A 20,699-nucleotide genomic window follows, 5' to 3' on the forward strand; every position below is an offset into this window, starting at 1 on the left:
GCAGCTAATGCTGCGCTTTTTGGGAGATTTCAGGCAAATTTAAATTAGCCTAGACTTTCTTGGCGCTTTTTATATTGAATTGAGGCAATCACCGCCCAAACAATAAATGCCACACCAATCAGGCCTGTTACCACTTCAGGGACATGCAGACCTGTGCCACTCGCCAACATAATGAAGGCCAAAGCACCAATCGCATAATGCGCACCATGTTCAAGGAAGATATAAGCATCTAAGGTGCCTTTATCCACCAGGTAAATGGTCATCGAACGCACGAACATAGCACCAATGGCAAGACCGAGCATAATGATCACAACATCAGAGGTAATCGCAAATGCACCAATCACACCATCAAAACTGAATGAGGCATCGAGTACTTCAAGGTAAAGGAAACCACCAAAACCTGCTTTGATCACGCCCGTCGGTACGCCATTTGCGTCATGTCCAACCGCATTACCGTTTTCATCAACTTCAGGTTCACCACCCAATAAATGACTCAGTACTTGGACACCGATATACACCACGATCCCCCAGATACCCGCCATCACTACCGCTAGACGAGAGGCTTCGGCCACGTTTGCTGCCATTACCAATAACGCAATTAGGGCAATAAACACGGACATCGCAGGAACGTTTGCAAGATTGGCCAAACGGCGCTCTAGCCAACGGAACCAATGGGTATCTTTCCCTTCATCTAAGAAGAAGTTCAGGAATACCAACAATAAGAAAGCACCACCAAAGGCCGCAATTTCTGCATGATGTGCCATCAATTTTGCAGAGTATTCAATTGGATTATTCAATGCCAATTGCACCACTTCCATAGCGCCCATGTCAGCCGTTACAGCAACAATGACGATTGGGAAAATCAAACGCATACCGAATACAGCAATCACGATCCCGACAGTTAAGAAAATCATTTTCCAGAAATGATCCCAACCACGGAGTACCGATGCATTCACTACAGCGTTATCAAATGATAATGATACTTCCATCACTGCCAAAATTGCAGTAATGGTCAGTGCTGTCAGCATGGCTTGCACACCTGCATTTGGGCCATGATTCAGACCCCAATATGCAGAAATGGCAAGACACACGATTGTAAAGACGATTGAGAAACCAAAATGTTTCATCATGATAGATCGACCTATTCATTCAATAAGATTTCAAAATGAGGGAATACCCAGTTTGAAGCTAAGTTTATGGCGCAATTATGCCGCTTTTCAGGATTGAAACCAAAAATTATTCGTTACATTTTGAATAAACACTCTAAGATGGAGTCTCTCAATTACATCGCATCATGGTGTAGACCCGTCTTTCATTTTTAACGACAGGAATGTTCAATGCGTTTTTCTGAAGAAGTTTGGCAACGTAATACCGCGTTATATCAGCAGATACTCCATCTACCGTTTAATCAGGAATTGGCTCAGGGCAGCTTAAGCCGCGACGCCTTTTGTCACTATGTCATTCAGGATGCCCATTATTTATTGGCCTATGGTCGTGCACTTGCAGTGTGTGCAGCCAAGGCATTTGATGCCGACGATGTGATTCAGTTTTCTGAAGCGGCAAAAATTGCCATCGTGGTGGAACGCAGTCTGCACAATGACTTTATGCAAGGTTTCAACATTAGCAAAGAACAGTTTGAAAATACTCCACTGACCCTTGCCTGCCATCATTACACTTCGTTTCTAACAGCGACAGCATGGTCAGAAAGTTACCCTGTGGTCCTTGCCTCACTCCTGCCTTGCTTTTGGATCTATGCGGAAGTCGGCAAAGCCATTGTCAGCCAATCTGTGCCGAATAACCCTTACCAAGCATGGATCGACACCTACTCAGGTAAAGACTTCAACAGCGCTGTACAAAATGTGATTCAAACCATTGATCGAGTGGCGGCTCGCTGTGATGCAGATACACGTGAAAAAATGCATGCGGCTTACACGAACGGCGCAAAATTAGAATGGATGTTCTGGGACAGCGCGTATCAACAGCGGACTTGGCCCATTGAATAAACCTGTGATTTTAGCTGTATAAAAATTTAAGGATCTAAAATTACTTTTAGATCCTTTTTTTAATACGGTTGGATTCGGTTTTTAAAATGACCTTGCATGATCATTTTAAGCATTAGCGTTTAAAACGATACCATCCGAGAAAAATCCCCATCGCGATAATCACCAAAAAAATCGCAAAACGTGCTTCACGCAATTCACTACGCGCTGCTTTGCGTTCCTGCATCTCTTCTGAATGAAATTGTGATTTGACCATCGGATCTAGTTGAGCAATGGCCAATAAATCCTTGGGCTTTTCACCTTTGCCTAAAATCAAATACAGCCCTTTCACCTGCATTTCATTAAGTTTACCCAGTTCAATATTCAATTGAGTTGCTTGTGCATTATAGTCAGGCACCCAATCTTCTACGCGGGCATATACATGGGCACGACTGGTATCAAAGAGTGATGCATCCAGCACTTTCTTGCCCGTTTGATCTTTCAGTTGTTCACTCAAATCGGAGAATTGGGACAGTACATAGTCTTTTTTCTGTGCCAACTGTACACCATCAAAAGCATACTCTTGTATTTTTTGTGCAGGATTATTTTTCAACAATAAGCCTTGGGGAACGACTTTAAAGTCCAGAACAGTATTGTCAGGAACTTGGTTGGTTTGTAGCACCATATATACCACAGACCATAGCTGTTCATTTTGTGCGACCGCAGGCACGCTCACGCTATAACGCTGCTCGGCTGCAGGGTCAATAAACTGTTCAAACGCGAGGATTTGACTGTCTTCAGCCCACAGGATTTGGCTTGAAAACATGAGGCTGATGATCACCCAAAATTGTTTTAACATTATTTGCTCTTATCATGATTATTTGCTGTTCTGTCAGAATTATAATTAATTATTCAAATACTTACATTTAAAATCACACATTTAACGATTGGAAATTCATCATAATTTTAGCCAAATCTATAGTTTTATAAATGATCTAGAACCCATAAAAAATTGATCTAAATCAGCATCGATATAGGCTTTTGATGCTTACTGAAAACTCTGCCATGCATAAATCAAAACAGCCGCAGCAAGCACCCAACTCAACGTTGCTACACTCAAACATGCCGTTAAGCTCATACGTGTAGCGAGCAGGTACACCATTAATAAATAAATGAAATATGGGATGAGAGACCAGAGTCCAAACAACGCTGTTTTTTGTAATGCGGATGCACCCTGATCATTTGCCACGATCACATGGGCAATCAGCACAAAAGTCGGAAACAATGGGACCAAACCTGCGATATAAAACGCCTTACTTTTAGATAGCAAGGCAATTAATACCACAACAAATGCACCCATTAAGCTTTTGAGAAATAAGGACAGCATGCCTAGCCATTTCCACACATCAATTCATCAAGCCACGTAGTCTACGCTTCAAAACATAATTTGCTTAGACCAAATTCACCACTATTAAAGCAATTAAGGCTGGCAGCGCCTGAATATAGATAATTTTTTTACTCGCCGTGATGCCGCCGTAGATCCCTGCAACCAACACACAGCCCAAAAAGAAATTCGCCAGTGCAACGGCATAGCTTTCAGGTGCAAACAGTGACCAAATCAGCCCTGCTGCTAAAAAGCCATTATAGAGTCCCTGATTTTGTGCCAGCACCTTGGTCAGTTTTGCTTTTTCTGCACTATTGCCAAAGGCTTTCATGCCTAAAGGTTTATCCCAGAGAAACATTTCCAAAATTAAAAAATAAATATGTAAGAGTGCAATCAGGGCGATGAAAAATTTTCCAACAATCATGTGATTTTCCTTTTTGTTTTAACTCGCTTAGGATAGATTGCCTAAACTGCAAAATGATGATCCATCCCTAACAGCTCAAACTGGATGAATGCAATTTTTCTATTAATTACCCTAGATAAAGTTTACAGCTTTGACAATAGGTTAATTTAGCCGTCATAGGCTGACGTTTAATTTCATTTAAATAAAGCTTGAACATTTTTCATGCGCTATCATATATAGGTTTTTCGATGAATCTTTTAGGACCCCTTGCATGAGCCAAAGCCATATCCGTATTCGAGGCGCACGTACCCATAACTTAAAAAATGTGTCACTCGATATTCCACGCGACAAGTTTGTGGTCATTACGGGTCTTTCTGGTTCAGGGAAGTCCTCTTTGGCTTTTGATACCTTGTATGCTGAAGGTCAACGTCGCTATGTTGAGTCCTTATCTGCCTATGCGCGTCAATTCCTTTCGCAAATGGAAAAGCCCGAAGTCGACTCGATTGAAGGCTTAAGTCCCGCGATTGCCATCGAACAAAAATCAACGAGCCATAACCCGCGCTCAACGGTGGGAACGATCACCGAAATTTACGACTATTTACGTCTACTCTATGCCCGTGTCGGCACGCCATACTGTCCTGAACATGACCTCCCGATGGTGGCTCAGACTGTGTCTGAAATGGTCGATACCGTCAAAGGTCTAGAAGAAGGCACAGCGCTTATGTTGCTTGCCCCTGTGGTGCGAGAGCGTAAGGGCGAATACACCAACTTATTTGAACAATTACAAGGTCAAGGTTTTGTCCGTGCGCGTGTCGACGGTGAAGTCATTGATATTGATACTCCGCCTGAACTCGACAAAAAGAAAAAGCACACCATCGAAGTCGTTGTTGACCGTTTTAAAGTTCGTGATGACCTCGGTAACCGGATTGCAGAAAGCTTTGAAACTGCACTACGTATGGGTGGCGATATTGCCATTTTGTCGTGGATGAAAGGCGAACAAGAAGATCGCGTATTTTCTGCGAAACACTCTTGCCCTGAATGTGAACGTGCCGTTGGTGAACTTGAACCACGGCTATTTTCCTTCAACAATCCATTCGGTGCATGCCCTGTTTGTGATGGTTTAGGCACACGCAGCCATTTTAGTGCTGACAAATTGATTCCCAATAATGAAGTTTCGATTAGCCAAGGGGCAATCCGTGGTTGGGACCGTCAACGTCCGTATTACTACAGCATGATCCAAAAAGTTGCCGATCATTTTGGTTATTCTCTAGACACACCGTGGAATGAACTCGATGCCGAGACCAAAAAGAAATTCCTGTATGGTACAGGCAAGGAAAAAGTTGACCTCAGCTATATTGATGAACGTGGTCGTTCGCACAAACGTGTGCAAGCCTTTGAAGGGATTCTACCTCACCTAGAGCGTCGCTATCGTGAAACGGAGTCGAACTATGTGCGTGAGGATTTAGCACAGTATTTATCCAATGCCGCATGTGATGCTTGCGGTGGCTCACGTCTCAATGAAATTTCACGTCATGTTCGAGTTAAAGATAAAACCATCGCGCAAATCACCAAAATGTCGATTGGCGATGCTGAAAGCTATTATCAAGACCTCAACTTAAGTGGTGCCAAAGGCGAAATTGCTGACAAGATTTTCAAAGAGATTCGTGAACGTTTGCACTTCCTAGTCTCTGTCGGTTTGAACTATTTAAGTTTATCGCGTTCGGCAGAAACACTGTCGGGTGGTGAAGCTCAGCGTATTCGTTTGGCTTCGCAAATTGGCGCGGGCCTGATGGGCGTAATGTACGTGCTGGATGAACCCTCTATTGGTTTGCATCAGCGTGATAATGACCGCCTATTGGAAACCCTAGTACGTTTGCGTGACTTAGGTAATACCGTATTAGTTGTAGAACATGATGAAGATGCGATCCGTGCCGCCGACCATATTATTGATATTGGCCCCGGTGCAGGTGTGCATGGCGGTCATGTGATTGCCGAAGGGACGTATGATGAAATTTTGGCAAATCCAGATTCATTAACTGGTCAATATCTATCAGGAAAGCTCAGTATTGATGTGCCGAAAACACGCACACAACCGCCAAAACCTGAAGAGCAAATTAAGTTAATGGGCGCTGCGGGTCATAACCTGAAAAATGTCGATTTGACTATTCCTTTAGGTGTGATGACCTGTGTGACAGGTGTATCAGGTTCAGGTAAATCGACGCTGATTAACCGGACATTATTGCCGCTTGCAGCGACTCAATTGAATGGTGCAACCACATTAACGGCTGAGAAATTTGATTCGATTGATGGCTTACAGTTCCTCGATAAAGTCGTCGATATTGACCAAAGCCCAATCGGTCGTACACCACGTTCAAACCCTGCAACATATACCGGTTTGTTTACCCCTATTCGTGAACTGTTTGCGCAAACCCCTGAAGCCAAAGCACGTGGCTATGCTGCAGGTCGATTCTCGTTTAACGTGAAAGGCGGTCGCTGTGAGGCCTGTGAAGGCGACGGTATGATTAAGGTTGCAATGCACTTCTTACCTGATATGTATGTGCCTTGTGATGCCTGCCACGGCAAGCGCTATAACCGTGAAACGTTAGAAGTTGGTTATAAAGGTCGTAATATTTCAGATGTCTTAGAAATGACGGTTGAAGATGCCATGCATTTCTTTGATGCCATTCCTGTGATTCACCGTCGTTTGGAAACCTTGAACCAAGTGGGCTTGGGCTATATCCGCTTGGGTCAGTCTGCAACCACACTTTCAGGTGGTGAAGCACAGCGTGTGAAATTGGCACGTGAGTTGGCGAAACGCGATACAGGCAAAACCTTGTACGTGCTTGATGAACCGACGACAGGTCTGCACTTCCATGATATTGCCAAATTGCTCGACATCCTGCATGAGCTACGTAATAAGGGCAATACCATCGTGGTGATTGAGCATAACTTGGATGTGATTAAAACGGCCGATTGGATTGTGGATTTAGGCCCTGAAGGTGGTGCAGGTGGCGGTATGATTATTGCGGAAGGTACACCTGAAGTTGTTGCGAAGAATAAAGTGTCGCATACAGCGAAATTTTTAAAGCCGATGTTGAAATAAGATTCTCTTTCCTTTAAGTGCATGATAAAACGGTGATTCATTCACCGTTTTTTATTTATATGACTTTATTAGAGATAATTGATACAGCCGTAAAAATTGGTTTAGGAGCACTGATAACTGGCGTAATTACCTACTTAAATCAAAAGGCAAATATTTCAGCATCAGTAGCAAAAGATAACCTTCTATATAATCGTAATTTATTGACCAATATTTCCAAAGATCTCGAGGAAATAAATCATCTCGTTTTAAAAATTTGGGCATTTTTTGAATTTGAAACAAAACAATCTCAACCAGCTCTTAATGAGATTTCAGACAGACTTTAACCTCTAAGACACGCACTTTTTAATGACTTTAATTTACTTAGCAAAAATGAAGGTTTAATTCTTTTACATGGATATATTGAACAATAAGAAAAGCTAAGAATTTATGGCGAATTACTCGGAAAATTTAACGCTTATACACTTTGTAAAAATGGAGCTATCAATGTTGAAACAACTGCTCAATATAGATTTAAAATTTTAGAGGCTAGAAAATTACTTTATACGAGCTTAAACAAAGCCATTTCTACATAAATTCTTGTACTTCACTACATTCAATCACATGACGGCGACATGGATGTCGCCTGTTTGAGTGGGGCAGCACGGATGTGCCCTCAGCCAAACAAAAGCATTTTGCTTACTTCTGTGCTTTCAAAAATAGGAATCTCCCACGTAATGGAAACTCAAACCCAATCTACAGTGAAGACATGCAAATTCAAAATTCAAAATTCAAAATTCAAAATTCAAAATTCAAAATTCAAAATTCAAAAAATTAACGTAAATAATGAAATACACCTAACTTATCTAACACATCCAACGTCAACTGCTTACGCTCCGCCACATCATCCCCTGCTGCCATCTGCATATTCAAACTAAACGCTGTAATCTTGCCATGACCATCATCTACCCAACCGGTATACCACCCAACTTGCGGCTCTACATCCATACCCCAACCACTCTTGGCATACAACTTCGCATCGCCACGACTTTCAATATAAAGCATGTCTTTGACTTGCTTTTGTACCGCGACATCAAACGGTAATTTCTCTGTCGCAAGCTGATACGCAAATTTGGCTTCTTGCTCGGGCGTAATCTTTAACGGCCCAACCAACCAAAAATTATCCACCTGTTTGCCAATATTGGCATTGCCAAAACCGACCCGTTTGACTTCTTGTTGCATTAACGCCAAACCTATTCGCCTTGCCAGTTCCTGATAAACAGGCACCGCAGACGCTTGCATCGCTTCACCCAAAGTCAGGTCTTTTTCCCATGACGGGAAAGCACGTTTTTCACCTTTCCATTTAAAAACTTCAGTGGTTGTCGCCTTCTGATGCTGCAAACCAATTAAAGCATTTAACATTTTAAAGGTAGATGCAGGAATGTATGCTGTCTGGGCGCGCTGTAAGTCATTGCCATAATGGCTCATGCGCTGACCATCAAATGTGACAAAAACTGCCTGTGTTTGTGCTTGATTAAATAAAGACAGAATCTCACTCACCCGTGAATTTTCTAAATTGGCTTGAGCCGTTTGTTTTAAGTGTTGAGATGAATCCAACATGCCTTCATTTGCTGTACATGCTGTCAAACTCAGGACAGTCATCAACGATAGATATATTTTTTTCATTGCACTATTTTTATGGTGTTTAAAGTCCATAGTATAAGATGAAGTTCAAACCTGAATTGTTTACTTTTCAACAGTCTTCAATCTGTCGAAAACTCAGCATATCGACTATTTATTTTTAAACAAAACATCCTTATGATGACGCCTATCGTGGACTCAACAACGAATAATTTTTAATTTTTTAAAATATAAAAGCATACTAACAATGAATAAATTTATCTTAAGTTTCAGCCTCTTATTATGTCCGATATATAGCTTTGCCGATGGCTATCTAAACGAATACATGGTGCTGTTTGTCTCACAAGAAGACCCCGATCTTAGCCCATGGAAAGATAAGCTGCAGTGTAAAGCCCTCAGCACCCCGACACCACACAATGGGATCTTTGAAAATCAATATGTCTATGCCAATGGCAATGCCCTGACCACCATCTTTCTGAGTAATAGCAAAATTAAAAATGGTGAATGTGAACATCTCATTCACTTTCCAGATGGTATTCAAGGCTCAGGCGTATTTGAAAGTTTCTTCCCCAACGGCAAACCCCGTAGCCGCATTGCTTATAAAAATGGGGAGTACGAGGGCAAACTTGAGTTTTGGTTTGCCAATGGGATAAAAGAGCAAGAAAGTAGCATCATCAATGGTGAGTCGCAGGGGGATTACAAAATTTGGCATACGAATGGCCAACTGGCTTTTTCTCAAAATTATAAAAATGGGATCGAAAATGGCCTGCGCCAACGCTGGTACAGTAATGGTAAACCGTGGACCTATGCCAATTTTCAAAACAATAAACTGATTGGCGAGCTGAAAATGTGGTTTGAAAACGGCAAACTAGAACGCCAAGGTTATTATCGTAATGGCGTTCGTCATAACAGTTATAAAATTTGGTATGACAATGGGCAACCTGAAGCGGTGCTTCAGTACGATTTAGGCAAAATTACCCAAGCCCAGTGTTGGAATGAAGACGGCAGCCAAATGAACCAACAAGCCTGCAATAAATTATATAAAGATGAAGATTAATTGATTTTTCTGGCTAACTATATGAATCTGCCAAGCTGCGTTTAGGCTGAAACACGATCACGCCCCGCAGCTTTGGCTTTAAACAATGCTTGGTCTGCGCGCTCTAATAAATCGATCCAGCTTTTGACACCCACTGCAACACCAATACTCACCGTCACGATGAGATCTGCTTCGTCTTCTGCCAAATTGAAATTCACATGCTGAATATCATGCCGTATGGTTTCGGCAATGTGCTGGGCTTTGAGCATATCAATCCCCTCGATCAGGACTAAAAACTCATCTCCACCATATCGCACCACCAAGTCGGATGAACGAATATGTTGTCGTAATTGATTGGCAACATGTTGAATCACCAAATCGCCGACAATATGCCCATAGCGATCATTCACCTGTTTAAAGTGATCAATATCAATCACGATCAGTGCTGTATGTAAAAAGCCTGAATTTTGGCTGTCGCGAAATTTAATATATTCATCTAAGGCAAAACGATTGGCGACATTGGTGAGTGAGTCAGTATTGGCAATATGTTTAAGCTGAAATTCAAAGGCATCACGTTGTTCCAACATGTTTTCAATATGCTGAATGGCATCAAATAAACTGAGATAACCTACTTTGGCAGGTTCAATCACGCCTTGATCCATTTGTCGGTGCCGAGCCAGTTTAAATAACTGATTACGAGCACGAATTAAAGGTTCAAACACCCATTTCTTGGCATAGAACATCGTTAATAATGCAGTCAGTAATGACACGAGCGAGACAAAAAGCGTGAAAATCAATTTATTTCGCGCTTCACGTTGTTCATCCGCAGCTACTTTGAGACTGTAATCTAAAATATAACTTTGCAATTCCACCACTGTGACAAATTTATTGACCATTGCATCAGTGAGCTGGGTGCCATCCATGTGATAACGCTGATGTTGAAGACTTTTTTGAGCCAAACCATCAATAATTGGCAAACCTTTATCTAAAAATTCCGTTCGTACCGCATGATGTAACTGTTTAAACTCGGGTGTTTTGTCATGTTCGGACTGCACGACATTGATCAATTCCCATAGATAGCGTGTTTGACGCTGGGTTTGTAAACTCCGCGCTAAATTTTGCTCTGGAATTTCCTGTTGAAATGATACCGCAGCCATAATATTTGATGCGACTCGTCCCGCCTGATCACGTAATTCTGCCAGTAATAAAATCAGCGTGTAATAATTCGATACACGGGTATCTTTACCATGTGAATGATTGACCAATTTCTGCATGGCAATATAGCTTTGATCCCAAGCTTGGAACATCGCCAAAATGGCATGATCCAATTTTTTAGCTTCACGCTGTTGTGTCGGCAGCGCAATATATTGATCGACCGTTTTGCGACCCTGCAACAAATATGGATATAAATTGGACTCTAACTGCTGGGCGATCGGTGCAAAGCCCGTTTCTTTTAAAACTTTCAGTGTATCTTGATATTGCCGATCAACGCCTTGACGATATTCAGCCAACTCAATAATTTTTTGCTCGCGCTGAAGACCTTGACTCGACATTGCACTGTTAGCTGGCGCACGTTCACGAGAAATTTGGTTGGTTAAATCTGCCACCATTTTTAGCATCTGAATTTCTTTCAGCGCTTGAGCATTTTTGAGGTAGTTTTGATAACTGCTCACAATCAGTGGAACACTAATAAATACGATAGACAAGACGATTACTAGCATCGCAAGTTGCAAGCGCTTACTAATATGCTCTGTTCGTAATGTTTCCATCTATTTTATGCCCCACACTTGTTGCATACCCCAACCCACTTATCAACTAAACGCGGGAATATTTAAATTAATGATCAATAATTTATTAATTTATAAAATGAACATTTATACAGCTAAATTCTATACAAATGTGTTGAATCTGTCACATTTTTATCATTTTAAAACGAGATAATTTGCTAAAAAACAGCAACATATTTGAAAGGAATAAATTTTTTTATGAACTTGCTTAAATAAATATTTACAATTGCAATAAATTGGTGCAGAATGCACCGTATTAGGGCACACTAAATTTCTTCCTCAGCAGAATATTTTAGTTTCCCGAAAATTTTGGCTAAAAAATCCTGATTTTCCATGAAAATCAGGATTTTTTTTGTCTGGACCTACTGAACTCGATGATAAATTCAATAATATATGCACCATAAAAGGGCATTTATTTTTATTCCATCTCCGTTTTATCTATAATCTTTGCGGTAAAGTTCCATTTTTAGACAAAAAAAAAGCCCAACCTTGGGGAAAGCTGGGCGAATAAAAAACAAATGATGGAGAACCAGGGTCAAAGTCACACTTTTAAACTGTGTGACGACTCGATTGGCAAATTATGAATCAAATAAAACCTGATGTAAAGCCAAGTATTTCACAAGGATATTAAATTTATCACAAAGACACATATTTAAGTGAAGTAGACCTCAGATTTAAAACAAAAACGTCCATTTACTATGCAAATAAACAGTTTTTGCCCAACAATTCGGCAGTCAAAGCCGCAATTTATCGCTTCAAATGCGTGAAAAGCGTTAGAATTTACCCACTACAATAAATGTTATTTTGAATTAAAATAACAATAATAATTGTTATTTCAGATTGAAAAGTTGTGTATTTTTTCAAGTGTATTTTTTTAATTAAGAATTTAATCAAACTTACTTAATTGTTCTCAATGATTTTTTTTCAGTGACTTATTAGTTAGAGTAAAAACTGAATTTCTTATTATGAAATAAAGATCTGAGTCAGAGACTGAATAATAACCTTTAGGATCATTGACTTAATATATTGTTACAATACAATGCTCAATGTTTAATCCATTTGTAACAACTGGTAGAAAATCATGAAAAAACTCGGTTTAGCCACTGCTTTATTATTAGCCATGACCGGTGCTCAAGCTTACCAATTTGAAGTTCAAGGCCAAGCAGAATACATCGACAACACTGCAAACGACAAAGACTTCACAGGCGCTGTTCAAGGTACTTACTACCTTAAAAACGTTGACTCTACAAAAGGTCCTTTAGCTGAAGCTGCTTTCCTAAACCATGCATCTAATGTTTCTGCTGCTTATAGCTATGGCGAAACTAGTGAAGCTGGTGAACGCGATGCTGTTCACGTATATGGCGTGAAAGGTGAAGCTTACATTCCAACTAAAGTAGTACCTGCTTATGCAAGTGCTTCTTATAACCACACTATCGTAGATAGCAAAACTGGTAATGCTGATGACAATGGCGACCGTTATGCTTTAGAAGTTGGTGCTCTTCTTAAACCTAACTTCTTAGTTGCAGTTGGTTATACAAGCGTTGCTGATCAAGCTTCTTTAGATGCATTCAACATTGTTTCAAATGGTGTTGCTAAAGCAGCTCTTGAAACGTTAACAATTTCTGAAGATCAAGACGCAATCACTGCACGTGCTAAATATGTAGGTCCAATCGATGGCACTAACATGTCAATCGGTTTTGATTCTGGTTTAGTTTATGGCGAATCTACTGCTTACAACCTAGGCACTACACTTTACCTTAACCCTAAACTAAGCGTTGGCGTTTCTTACATGGAATCTAGCTATGCTGGTTCTCCTGACAAAGCTTTAGCTGCTAACGTAAACTACTTCGTTACTCCAGCTGTTTCAGTTGGTGCTAGCTATGTAAATGCTAACTATGAAGCTAAAAACGATGCATTTGAAGATGCTGTAGCGCTTGACACTCAAACTGTTGGCGTAAATGCTAAATTCCGTTTCTAATTCATATTAGATACTGAATATAGAAAAGGACGCAATTGCGTCCTTTTTTTTCCTGCCATTATTTGTCTTTGGGCTCATGGCGTTCCGGTAAATGGGCAATATATTGCAATGCAATTAAGCGTGAAACGATGAGAGCCAAATACATCACCCCACAGAACATTTGAAGCATAGCCAAGACCCGTGCAGGCGCACTCACAGGCATGAGATCCGACAAGCCCGTGGCAGACTGCAAACTAAAACTTAAAAATAATAAATCTAACCACGACTGCATGCCCGGCTCTGCAGGATTTACAAAACTATCCGGATAAATCAGCTGACAAATACTATAGAGAAAAGCAAAACCCCATGCGATGAGGGTAAATACTGCCCCTGCTGCAAAAAGTTCATCTTTGGTTAAATAGCGATCGGCAAACATATAGCGTAATAAGCCATAGGCTGCACTAAAATACGCACAGGCTTCAAAACCATGCGCAATAATTTGAATATTCGGATGATTTACACCGAGCATAATCAAAGTAGAAAACAATACGGCGCAGCCAACAAAACTCAGTCCTAGAATCGTAAACATTGGAGTTTGGCGAATCACTTTGGCAATGATCAATAGTACCGACACCCCAAGTACCCAAATTAGCGCACGAAAAGACAGACTTTCTCGGGTAATCGCGGTTAAAACCAAGATCAGAAACTGCACCAGTAACAGCCATGCTGAGGGTAAAAGTCTAAAGCTTTTCCAAAAATCCACGAATCCTTGCATTATGTTCAATCTCTATATTTTTTTATCATGCGCTGAAATGATCAATCTGAAGCATCATCAACTGATTGATTTTAAATTAGCATGAAGCAAGTTTCTTCTACTGCAAAGATTTGTTGAGCGTGTCCTGAAAAACATCACATATGCCTACTGTTCTGCCTCAGTTTTTTTATCACCTATGAGCCTCAAAAAGCCTATTGTAAGTTTCAGCATTCAGGCGCACATTTAAAGAAATCTCCTGCGTGGTAGATTTCATTATGAAAAAACATCTCGTATTTGCACCCCTCTGTCTGCTCATGCTCTCTGCCTGTACACAAAACAGTCCGCTCCTCAAAGGCCATGAAAATTATGTGGGGACTTGGCAAAACAACCACAGTGAATTAGTGATCAAATCGTCGGGCGAAGTGACGTATTACCATCAAGAACATACTGAAAAAAGTATTGCCAACCAAACCTTCAGTGGTGCTGAACAGTCGCGAATAAAAGCCCATTTGAGCAGTTTTGGTGATCAGAGCTTTAGCATCGGTCAGGATAATTTCTCTCAACAATTCACCATTCAGCGCTCGCCTTATCAAGATGATCAAGGCCATTGGAAAATGTCGATCAATGGAGAAAATTATACACGCAAATAGGACAGAGATTTGTCTACAAACCTCTGCGTCATATCATTCACTAAATATAAAAAAAGCCCCTTATTAGGGGCTTTTTAGGCGATTCAGATTAGTGATCTGAAGCACCAGAGATACCAATACCAGTTTGTGAACGTACATACTGTGCATCGAATGCTTTACGCTCAGCTTGTGCTTGTGCTGAATTATCAGTCACAGAGAACAACCAGCAGCAGATGAATGCCAATGGCATTGCAAAGATAGCAGGACCATTGAATGGGTTAATTGGTGTTTCAGAGATTGCGAATGTATCTACCCAAACTGCTTTAGATAAGATAATTAGGGTCACTGCTGTAAGCAGACCTACTAAACCGCCAATCACTGCGCCGCGAGTGGTCAAGCCTCTCCAGAACATAGACAATACAAGTACTGGGAAGTTTGCACATGCTGCTACAGAGAACGCCAAGCCAACCATGAATGCAACGTTTTGTTTCTCGAACAAGATACCTAAAATCATCGCGAAGATCGCAAGACCTAAAGTCGCGATTTTAGACATACGAAGTTCAGATTCTGGCGTTGTTTGACCTTTCTTGAATACGTTTGCATACAAGTCATGTGAAATAGCTGAAGCACCAGACAATGTTAGACCTGCAACAACTGCAAGAATCGTTGCGAATGCCACCGCTGAAATGAAGCCCATGAACAAATCACCGCCTAATGCATCAGATAAATGCACCGCAGCCATGTTGTTACCACCAACAAGCTCTAGCTTGCCAGTTACCGCCATTTTTGCAACATCAAGGAATTGTGGGTTGTTTGAAACGTAAAGGATCGCACCAAAACCAATGATGAAAGTCAGTAGGTAGAAGTAACCAATGAAACCTGTTGCTACAACCACTGATTTACGCGCTTCTTTGGCATCTTTAACCGTGAAGAAACGCATTAAGATGTGTGGTAAACCTGCTGTACCGAACATTAATGCCAGACCTAGAGAGATCGCATCAATTGGGTTCGCAGCCAATTTACCAGGCCCCATAATATTGCCCGCTTCTGCCAAAGTCACTTCGTGAACTTTAGAGAAAACTTGAATAGATTGTGAGAACATTTCAGAGAAGCTGAAGCCCACGCCCTTCATGACCATGAATGCCATGAACGTTGCGCCAGAAAGTAGCATCACTGCTTTAATGATCTGTACCCAAGTCGTTGCCAACATACCGCCGAAGATTACATACGCCATCATCAGCAAGCCAACAATCACAACCGCAATGTTGTAGTTTAGACCGAATAACAATTTGATTAACTGGCCTGCACCTACCATCTGTGCGATTAGGTAGAACGCTACAACCACCAGCGAGCTCATTGCTGCCAATGTACGTACTGGTTTTTCAGCCAAACGGAACGATACAACGTCAGATAAGTTGAATTTACCTAAGTTACGCAGACGCTCTGCTACTAAGAACAATACAATTGGCCAACCCACCATAAAGCCCAATGAATACAGCAAGCCATCAAAGCCTGAACTGAATACCATTGCGGAAATACCGAGGAACGATGCTGCTGACATATAATCACCGGCAATCGCTAGACCATTTTGGAAACCTGAAATACCACCACCAGCAGTATAGAAATCTGCAGTGTTGGTAGTTTGTTTTGCAGCCCATTTAGTAATTAGCAGCGTAAAACCTACAAAGATGGCAAACATGATAATTGCGTGCCAGTTGGTCGCTTGCTGCTGTGCTTCACCTAAATCTGGTCCTGCCATTGCCATGCTTGACATGAGCAGAGCGGGAGCCGCCAGTGCTGTTGCTTTCAATGAATTCCATTTCATCTTAGTGAAGTCCTTTTTCTTGAGTAATTGCTTCTACTTCACGCATTGCTTCTTCGTTTAATGCATCTAATTTATTATTTGCAATGTACGAATACACACCACAGAGCAGGAATGACAATACAATAATGCTCAAACCTAATGGCATACCAATCGTGGTTACACCACCACTCACGGATTGCATCAAGAACTCTTTGTTATAGCCCACAAGTAGCATGAAGCCGACATAGACCACCAACATGATGATCGTCAAAGTCCAGCTCAACTTACTTTTACGGCTAACCATTTCCTTAAATTTTGGATTCTGTAGAATTTGTTCTACCTGTCTCTCATCCATAATGTTCTCCTTACGCCGAACCTTGGCGCGCAATTTTCTAATTCGAATTATTTCGAAGCTAAACTTACCAATGTTCCTTATCTCTTGTAATTTAGACTTTGGTCGTTAAATTTTGAGCAATAACCTCCCTAAGCCTATGGATGCGTTATCATTAAGCGAGAATTAATATGCTGCAGGCTCTATGAATAGTTGGCTTATCGTCGGGGTATTGGCCCTTTACATCGCATTACTCTTTGTATGTGCATTCTTTGGTGAAAAGCATGCCAGCAGGCTCAGTACTCGCGGCAGAATGCTTCTCTTTAGTCTAACTTTAGGGGTTTACTGTTCATCTTGGACGTTTTATGGCGCAACAGGTGCCGCGGTTCGTGAGGGCATTATTTTCCTGCCGATCTATCTAGGACCGCTGCTATTTGTTGCGCTCGGCTATGATATTTGGCGACGTTTAGGCCGTGTCCGTCAGCATCATGCCATTTCATCGATTGCCGACTTTGTAGCAGCACGATATGGTAAAAGTGGCCCCTTAGCGTCATTAGTCACGATCCTTGCCGTGATTGCCATTATTCCCTATTTAGCCTTGCAACTACGTGCAATTGCCCTAAGTGCAACGGTCATTTTAGAACCGACCGCTGGTCTGACCAGCACCACCAATAGTGTGCTGTTTTTGACTGGTGTATTGGCGATTTTGGCGATGATGTTTGGGACACGACAGATTGCCAATACTGAACAGCACGGCGGCTTAATGTTGGCTGTGGCATTTGAGTCTTTCGTCAAGCTGTTTGCACTACTTGCAGTCGCATTTTTCTTTGTTTTTGAATCACCTGAAAACATGGCTCAAATCAGCCATGACATCAACACCACCTTTAAAGATGTTCAGCTCAAAGGTGTGCCAGAAAGCTTTTGGATTCAAACTTTATTGGCTGCATTAGCGATTATTTGTCTACCACGTCAGTTCCATGTCGCGGTGGTTGAACTGCGAGATGAAAAGCATATCCGTGGTGCTCGTCGTTGGTTTGCCATTTATCTGATTTTAACCATTATCGCGATCATCCCGATTGCCAGTTGGGCGCTGCATGCAGCACCTGCCTACTTGGCAATCCCCGATGTTGCCGTGCTCTCACTGCCTTTGAGTTATAACCAAGACTGGTTGACCTTACTTGCGTTTCTCGGTGGTTTTTCAGCATCGACAGGTATGCTGTTGGTGTCGTCAGTGGCCTTGTCGATTATGCTCAGTAATGACTTGATCATGCCTGCACTGTGGCGTACACGCTTATTGTCACGTCATGACAAACGCCTACCACTCGTACTGAAATTCACACGTCGTGTATGTATTTTAGCGGTCATGTTATTGGGCTTCTTGTTCTTCCATTTCTTCAATGACATTGACCAATTATCGGTATTTGGCCTATTGGCCTTCAGTGCTGTGGCACAGTTTGCACCGGCGTTAATTGGTGGTTTATATTGGCGCGGCGGAAGTAAGCAAGGCGTATATGCAGGTCTGTTGGTCGGCTTTGGCATGTGGGCTTATACCCTGTTATTACCAACCGTATTGCGTAGCCTGCCTGAACAATTTAAAACATTTACCGAAAATCTTTTAAGTCAGGGTCCGCTAGGCTTGAGTTGGTTACGTCCTGAAGCACTGTTAGGGTTTGAATCTTTCGATCCACTTACCCATGGCGTAGTTTGGGCACTCGGTTTAAATATCACCCTCTATATTTGGATTTCCCGCGTCTTCCGTCCAAGTGTTGCCGAGCAAATTCAGGCCGAAAGTTTCTTTTATTATGAAACCAAGCCCCTCCCGGCTCAAAGTACATCAAACGACATCAGCTATATTCACCATGATGTGGCACGCTTAAAAGTAGGTGATCTGATTACTTTGGCAAAACGCATTACCGGTGAAGGTCCAACTATGCGCGCCTTCAACCAGTTCTGCGCACAAAACAATGTGGTTTTGAATGAAAATAGCAGCGCCAACGGCATGTGGTGGCGTTTTACCGAACAGTATCTTGCCGGCACCATCGGTGCGGCATCTGCCCGTACCCTACTCACCACAGCCATGGTCAATAATGGTTTAGCACTCGGTCAGGTCGCCAATATTCTTGACCAAGCCTCACAGTGGCAGCGCTTTAACCAAAACCTGATCATGACCATGATCGACCATATGACTCAAGGTGTGTCCGTGGTTGATGAAAATATGTGTTTGGTAGCATGGAATAATCAATACCTCAAACTGTTTGATTATCCAAAAGACATTGTCTATGTCGGTTGCCCAATTTCAGACTTGATTCGTTATAACGCTGAACGCGGCGAATGTGGTCCTGGTTCAGTCGAAGAACATGTGCGTAAACGTATGCATTGGATGCAAGTCGGCAGCGCACACGAATTTGAACGAATTCGTAAAGATGGTCGTGTAATTCAGATGCGCGGGAACCCGATCGAAGGCGGTGGTTTCGTCACGACCTTTGCCGATATTACTGCATTCCGTGAAAATGAAGCCTTGCTTGAAGGGCGTGTACAAGACCGTACCCAACAGTTGGCAGATGCCCTGTCTGAACAACAATTGGCACGTGAGCAAGCCGATAAAGCCAATATGTCGAAAAGCCGCTTTATTGCTGCCGCAAGCCATGACTTATTGCAACCGATGCATGCTGCTCGCCTGTTCAGTACCGCCCTCGAGCAAAGCGTACAAAATGACGATGATCGTAAAACGCTTCAGCAACTTGATCGTGCGCTGCATGGTGCGGAAAGTATGCTCTCTGCCCTCTTGGATATTGCACGACTCGAAGGTGGAACGATCCAGCCGAAACGTCAGCCTTATCCACTGCATGACTTACTCAGCGATCTTGAACTGCAATTTAAATCGATTGCAGCACAGCGTAATATCAAACTGACTGTACATGATGCTCAGTTCTGGATTGACACCGACCCACAGTGGATTCGTCGTATTATCCAAAACTTCGTCAGCAATGCCTTACGCTATACAGCGCGTGGTCGTGTTGTGGTGGGTGTGCTACGTTCAGCACGTCCGGGGCATATTCGTATTGGCGTTTGGGATACAGGTCCTGGGATCGCGGAAGAACAGCGCATTAAGTTGTTCCAAGAGTTCGAACGCTGTGGACATACCTCTCCATGGGGCGAACAGGGTCTGGGCTTAGGTTTAGCCATCGTGCAACGCATGACCAGCCTACTCGACTACCCAGTGCATGTGTTCTCAGAACTTGGTCATGGTTCGTGTTTTATGATTGAAGTGCCTGTGGTCGCTGCGCCAAAAGTGGTCGCTGCACCGACTCAAGCGGTTCCGCTGAAGACCAAAGCCTATAAGATTCTGTGCTTAGACAATGATGAAACCATTTTGGAAGGGATGTCGACCTTACTGACCAAATGGGGCTATCAAGTCTTTAAAGCCACTGAACCTGAACAGGCCATGGAGTTGATTCAACAAGAAAATATTCAAGTTTGGTTGGTTGACCAACACTTGAATAACAACAAGATCGGTCTCGACTTTATTTTAGATAACCGTCAGGAAAATGTCCCTGTGGCGCTGATTACCGCAGATTCTGATCCTGAACTACCGCAACGTCTAAAAGAGTTAAACATCGTCTTACTGAAAAAACCATTGAAACCGGCTTCACTGCGTTCATGGTTATCTGGTTTAAAAATTTCAAATCAGTAGCGTTGTTACAGGACATCGCTCTGTGAAAAGTAGCCCATTTCATTCACATGAAATGGGCTTTTGTTTACCTTGCTTTTACTTAAACTTACCTAACTGGCAAAAAAATTTGTCTCAACGGCAAGACCATTCAAAATAGCCCCGATATTTCGTCTATTTATTAGCCATAAATATCAAATTAAGATTGCCTATGGCAAAAGATATCGAATGCGTGAGTGAACACT

Annotated in this window: 16 protein-coding genes; 7 read left to right on the forward strand and 9 right to left on the reverse strand. The window is 42.1% G+C overall.

Translation table 11 applies throughout. The features are described from left to right. Positions 1-44: 44 nt before the first annotated feature. Positions 45-1,130, reverse strand: a complete 1,086-nt coding sequence (locus FTU65_RS04710; protein ID WP_168378958.1) for a DUF475 domain-containing protein — start codon at positions 1,128-1,130, stop codon at positions 45-47. Between the two features lie 207 nt (positions 1,131-1,337). On the opposite strand from FTU65_RS04710, the gene tenA reads away from it, so the two are divergent. Continuing rightward, on the forward strand, positions 1,338-2,003 hold the full coding sequence (gene tenA / locus FTU65_RS04715; RefSeq protein ID WP_180066442.1) for a thiaminase II: 666 nt from the start codon (positions 1,338-1,340) through the stop codon (positions 2,001-2,003). Positions 2,004-2,115: 112 nt separating this feature from the next. Here the strand turns inward: tenA and FTU65_RS04720 are convergent, their stop codons facing one another. From FTU65_RS04720 to FTU65_RS04730, 3 genes are all read right to left on the reverse strand, one after another. After that, the gene (locus FTU65_RS04720) at positions 2,116-2,838 is read right to left on the reverse strand and encodes a hypothetical protein (RefSeq protein ID WP_180066444.1); all 723 of its coding nucleotides are present in this window, start codon (positions 2,836-2,838) and stop codon (positions 2,116-2,118) included. A gap of 189 nt (positions 2,839-3,027) precedes the next feature. Then, entirely contained in the window at positions 3,028-3,366 is a 339-nt protein-coding gene (locus tag FTU65_RS04725) for a GlpM family protein (RefSeq protein ID WP_180066446.1), read from the reverse strand. A gap of 64 nt (positions 3,367-3,430) precedes the next feature. Continuing rightward, a complete protein-coding gene (locus tag FTU65_RS04730) occupies positions 3,431-3,787 on the reverse strand; it encodes a DUF1304 domain-containing protein (RefSeq protein ID WP_218948501.1) in 357 nt (118 codons plus the stop codon). A gap of 250 nt (positions 3,788-4,037) precedes the next feature. Here FTU65_RS04730 and uvrA point away from each other — a divergent pair, with 250 nt between their 5' ends. Both uvrA and FTU65_RS04740 read left to right on the forward strand, forming a co-directional pair. Next, complete coding sequence (gene uvrA / locus FTU65_RS04735; RefSeq protein ID WP_180066448.1) at positions 4,038-6,869, forward strand: excinuclease ABC subunit UvrA; 2,832 nt, start codon at positions 4,038-4,040, stop codon at positions 6,867-6,869. A gap of 59 nt (positions 6,870-6,928) precedes the next feature. Then, on the forward strand, positions 6,929-7,192 hold the full coding sequence (locus FTU65_RS04740) for a hypothetical protein (protein ID WP_180065211.1): 264 nt from the start codon (positions 6,929-6,931) through the stop codon (positions 7,190-7,192). 487 nt (positions 7,193-7,679) lie between these two features. Here FTU65_RS04740 and blaOXA read toward each other — a convergent pair whose 3' ends face one another. Then, positions 7,680-8,531, reverse strand: coding sequence for a class D beta-lactamase (gene blaOXA, locus FTU65_RS04745; RefSeq protein WP_373683454.1), 852 nt, complete (start codon positions 8,529-8,531; stop codon positions 7,680-7,682). 202 nt (positions 8,532-8,733) lie between these two features. Between blaOXA and FTU65_RS04750 the strand changes: the two genes are divergently transcribed. Next, complete coding sequence (locus tag FTU65_RS04750) at positions 8,734-9,543, forward strand: toxin-antitoxin system YwqK family antitoxin (protein ID WP_180065210.1); 810 nt, start codon at positions 8,734-8,736, stop codon at positions 9,541-9,543. A 41-nt stretch (positions 9,544-9,584) separates the two neighbouring features. Here the strand turns inward: FTU65_RS04750 and FTU65_RS04755 are convergent, their stop codons facing one another. Continuing rightward, positions 9,585-11,291, reverse strand: coding sequence for a diguanylate cyclase (locus tag FTU65_RS04755; RefSeq protein WP_180065209.1), 1,707 nt, complete (start codon positions 11,289-11,291; stop codon positions 9,585-9,587). A 1,099-nt stretch (positions 11,292-12,390) separates the two neighbouring features. On the opposite strand from FTU65_RS04755, the gene omp33-36 reads away from it, so the two are divergent. Continuing rightward, positions 12,391-13,287: a porin Omp33-36 gene (omp33-36, locus tag FTU65_RS04760; RefSeq protein ID WP_180066450.1), complete on the forward strand. Its 897-nt coding sequence runs from the start codon at positions 12,391-12,393 to the stop codon at positions 13,285-13,287. Between the two features lie 58 nt (positions 13,288-13,345). Here omp33-36 and FTU65_RS04765 read toward each other — a convergent pair whose 3' ends face one another. Next, complete coding sequence (locus FTU65_RS04765) at positions 13,346-14,041, reverse strand: ion channel (protein WP_180008803.1); 696 nt, start codon at positions 14,039-14,041, stop codon at positions 13,346-13,348. Positions 14,042-14,295: 254 nt separating this feature from the next. Between FTU65_RS04765 and FTU65_RS04770 the strand changes: the two genes are divergently transcribed. Beyond that, positions 14,296-14,670 carry a hypothetical protein gene (locus FTU65_RS04770; RefSeq protein WP_180008801.1) on the forward strand — a complete coding sequence of 125 codons (375 nt, stop codon included), beginning with the start codon at positions 14,296-14,298 and terminating at the stop codon, positions 14,668-14,670. Positions 14,671-14,758: 88 nt separating this feature from the next. Here the strand turns inward: FTU65_RS04770 and FTU65_RS04775 are convergent, their stop codons facing one another. Together FTU65_RS04775 and FTU65_RS04780 are read right to left on the reverse strand one after the other, a co-directional pair. Then, a complete protein-coding gene (locus FTU65_RS04775; RefSeq protein ID WP_180002715.1) occupies positions 14,759-16,474 on the reverse strand; it encodes a cation acetate symporter in 1,716 nt (571 codons plus the stop codon). Between the two features lies 1 nt (position 16,475). Further along, positions 16,476-16,808: a DUF485 domain-containing protein gene (locus FTU65_RS04780; protein ID WP_078190540.1), complete on the reverse strand. Its 333-nt coding sequence runs from the start codon at positions 16,806-16,808 to the stop codon at positions 16,476-16,478. A 181-nt stretch (positions 16,809-16,989) separates the two neighbouring features. Here FTU65_RS04780 and FTU65_RS04785 point away from each other — a divergent pair, with 181 nt between their 5' ends. Then, positions 16,990-20,478, forward strand: a complete 3,489-nt coding sequence (locus FTU65_RS04785) for a PAS domain-containing hybrid sensor histidine kinase/response regulator (RefSeq protein ID WP_180022766.1) — start codon at positions 16,990-16,992, stop codon at positions 20,476-20,478. Positions 20,479-20,699: the final 221 nt, after the last annotated feature.

It is taken from the genome of Acinetobacter sp. YH12129 (assembly GCF_013418685.1).
In the GTDB taxonomy this organism is placed as follows: Bacteria; Pseudomonadota; Gammaproteobacteria; order Pseudomonadales; family Moraxellaceae; genus Acinetobacter; species Acinetobacter amyesii.